3 protein-coding genes are annotated in these 3,475 nt (G+C 72.0%); all 3 read left to right on the plus strand.

Annotated features, from left to right (window positions below):
• Positions 1-896: sugar ABC transporter permease (locus AB0M28_RS40145; RefSeq protein ID WP_365415738.1), on the plus strand; the 896-nt coding region annotated here is incomplete at its 5' end.
• Positions 893-1,723 carry a carbohydrate ABC transporter permease gene (locus AB0M28_RS40150; RefSeq protein WP_365415740.1) on the plus strand — a complete coding sequence of 277 codons (831 nt, stop codon included), beginning with the start codon at positions 893-895 and terminating at the stop codon, positions 1,721-1,723. The genes AB0M28_RS40145 and AB0M28_RS40150, both read left to right, overlap by 4 nt.
• A 9-nt stretch (positions 1,724-1,732) precedes the next feature.
• Positions 1,733-3,451, plus strand: a complete 1,719-nt coding sequence (locus AB0M28_RS40155) for a glycoside hydrolase family 36 protein (protein WP_365415742.1) — start codon at positions 1,733-1,735, stop codon at positions 3,449-3,451.
• Positions 3,452-3,475: the final 24 nt, after the last annotated feature.

Raw genomic sequence — 3,475 nt, forward strand, 5'->3', positions numbered from 1 at the left:
CGGGCACCAACACCCACGCCCACGCCGCCCCCAGCCGTCCCTCCAGCACGAAGGCCCCCGCTCACGTGCTGCTCGCCCCCGCGCTGATCACCTTCGCCCTGTTCAAGGCGTACCCGATCATCGCCTCGCTGCGGCTGTCGCTGACGACCGGCTCGGGAGCCGCGACCCGGAGCGCGGGCGCGGACAACTACGAACGGCTGCTGCACGACCCCCTGTTCTGGACGGCGTTGAAGAACACCGGCCTGATCCTCGCCGTACAGGTGCCGGTGATGCTGGGCCTGGCGCTGCTGCTGGCGCTCGGCCTGAACTCCGTCCTCGTACGCTGGCGGGCCGTGTGGCGGCTCGGGGTGTTCATGCCGGCCGTCACCGGTCTGGTCGCCACGGGCGTGATGTTCGCCTATCTCCTCAACACCGACCAGGGCGCCCTGAACTGGGCGCTCGGCGGTCTCGGGCTGCCGAAGATCGACTGGCTGGGCAGCCCCTTCTGGGCCCGGATGGCCGTCGTGCTCGTCCTGACCTGGCACTACACCGGCTACAACGCCGTGATCTACCTGGCCGGACTGCAGGGCATCCCGAAGGAGCTGTACGAGGCGGCCATGGTCGACGGGGCGGGCCCGGTCCGCCGGTTCCGGTCCGTCACGGTTCCGGCGCTGCGGCCGATCCTGCTGTTCACCGTGGTGCTGTCCACCATCGGGACGCTGCAGCTCTTCGACGAGCCGTACGTCCTCACCCACGGCGGCCCGGACAACGCCACCCTCACCGTCTCGATGTACCTGTACGAGAACGGCTTCCGCTACTTCGACTTCGGCTACGCCTCCGCCATCGCCTACGCGCTCACCCTGATCGTCGTGGTGTTCGGCGCCGTCCAGATGCGGCTGATGGGAGAACGCGAATGACCCGGCCCACACCCCTGCGCGGCCTCCCGCTGACCCTGCTGCTGGCAGCACTCACCGGCCTGTCCGTGGCCCCCTTCTACTGGCTGATCGTCTCGGCCACCCAGCAGGACTCCGACATCTTCGCCTGGCCGCCCAAGCTCGTACCGGCCGGCCATCTCGGCGAGAACCTCAGCGATCTGCAGGCGAAGGTCGGCCTGCTGCGCGTCCTCGGCAACTCCCTGGCCATCGCCGGACTGCAGACACTCGGCGCACTGGTCGTCGCGCTGCTGGCCGGGTACGCCTTCGCCAAGTTCCGCTTCCGGGGGCGCACGGTGCTCTTCGGGGTGCTGCTGTCGACGCTGGTGGTGCCCGACCAGGTGATGCTCGTACCGCTGTTCCAGATGATGATGGACTTCCGGCTGATGGACAGCTACCAGGCCGTCGTCCTGCCCGGCCTGTGCGTCCCGTTCGCGATCTTCCTGATGCGCCAGGCGCTCAGCGGGATGCCCGACGAACTCCTCGACGCCGCGCGCGTCGACGGGGCCGGGGAGCTGCGGGTGATCTTCTCCGTGGTGGTCCCGGTGATGCGGCCGGTGCTGGCGGCGCTGGGCGTGTTCCTCTTCCTGGGCTCGTGGAACCAGTTCGTCTGGCCGCTCATCGCGCTGCGCAGCCCCGAGATGCACACCCTGCCCGTGGCGCTGGCGACGCTGCACGGCCAGGAGTCCAACACCGACTACGGGGCGATCCTCGCCGGTACGGCCGTGTCGGCCCTGCCGATGATGGTGCTGTTCCTGGTCCTGCAACGACAGTTCATCTCCGGCCTGCTGGCCGGAGCCACGAAGGGATGATCCACGTACATGGAACAGGTCTGGGAACCCCATGCCCCCGCGGCGGCGGCCGGCCGGCCGCTGCCCGTCACGGCGGGCGGTCTGGAACTGCTCGTCACCGGGCGGCCGGTGCGGCGCCGGGAGAGCGGCGGCGTGCTGGAGGTCACCGTCGCCGGCGATGACGACGTGCGGGTCGAATGGCGCGTGCCGTGCGTCGACGCGACCGCGTTCTGGACGCCGGACATCCGCAGCACCGGACGGCTGCCCGCCGCCTGGTCGGCCCCCGCGCGGGTGAGCCTGTCGCGCGGCGCTCCGGTCGCCGCCCTCATCGGCACCGGCGACACGGGGCTGTGCGTCTTCGCCGCGGACCGGACCGACGCGCTGGTCGGGGCCGGGGTGGTGGAGGAGAGCGGGGAGTTCCGCTGCTGGATACAGGCGTCGCGGGAGCTGACCGTACGGATCGACATCTCCCGCCGCCCGTACGCGCACTGCCTCGCCGAGGTCGCCGACTGGTGGCTCGGCGACCGGACCGTCAGGGTGCCGGCGGCCGCGCGGCGCCCGGCGTACTCGACGTGGTACGCGATGCACCAGGACGTCTCCCCCGCGGCGGTCGAGAAGCAGGCCGCGCTCGGCAAGGAGCTGGGCCTCGACACGGTCATCGTGGACGACGGGTGGATGACGGGCGACCGCGCCCGCGGCTACGGCCACTGCGGTGACTGGGAGCCGGTGTCGCTGCCGGACACGGCCGCGCACGTGCGGCGCGTCCACGAGCTGGGCGTGGCGTATCTGCTGTGGTTCTCCCTGCCGTTCGTCGGGCGGGAGAGTTCGGTCTGGGACACCTTCCAGGAGTACGCGCTGACCCGGGCCGACCATCTGGACGCGATCGTCGTGGACCCCCGGTACCCGGTGGTGCGCGCCCATCTCGCCGGCCGGCTGGCGCGCGCCGTCGAGGAGTGGGGGATGGACGGGCTGAAGATCGACTTCGTGGACTGGTTCGGCGTCGAGGACCCGCCCGAGCCGGGCCCGGAGGCCGACTGCGCCACGGTGTCCGAGGGCGTCGAACGGCTGCTGGCCCAGATCCACGGGCGGATCACGGCGGCCGACCCCGAGGCCATGGTGGAGCACCGCCAGCCCTATGTGAGTCCCGGGCTGTGGCCGTACACGAGCATGATCCGCGCCGCCGACTGCCCGCTCAGCCCGGCCGAGAACCGGCAGCGCACCGTCGACGTCCGGCTGGTCGCCGGGCCGGTGGCGGTCCACTCCGACATGCTGATGTGGCATCCCTCGGAGACGCCGGAGCAGATCGCCGTCCACCTGATCAACGTGCTCTTCTCGGTGCCGCAGATCTCCGTCGACCTCGCGGCCCAGTCGCCCGGACAGCGGGAGGCGCTCGCGTTCTGGCTCGGCGTCTTCCGCGAGCGGGCCGACGCGCTCCAGCTCGGCGCGCTGCGGCCGGCCCGCGTCGATCTCGGCTACCCGATGATCACGGCGGACGGTGGCGATACGGTGGTGGTCGCCCGGTACGCACCGCTGCCGGTCGCGACGGACGGCACGTGGCGCGAGCTGCTGGTGGCGAACGCCGACGCCGACGAGGCGGTCCGGCTCACCGGCGGCTCCGGTACGGCCGGGGTGGCCGTCCGGGACGCCCGCGGACGCGTGGTACACCGGGGCACGGCCGACCTGACCGGTGCCGAGGTCGCCGTACCGCGCGGTGGGCTGCTGACGCTGACGCGGACGGCACGGCCCTGACCCGGCGCGCTCCCCGGGCCCGGG

Origin of the sequence: Streptomyces sp. NPDC051940 (genome assembly GCF_040680895.1) — a bacterium.
Taxonomy (GTDB): Bacteria; Actinomycetota; Actinomycetes; order Streptomycetales; family Streptomycetaceae; genus Streptomyces.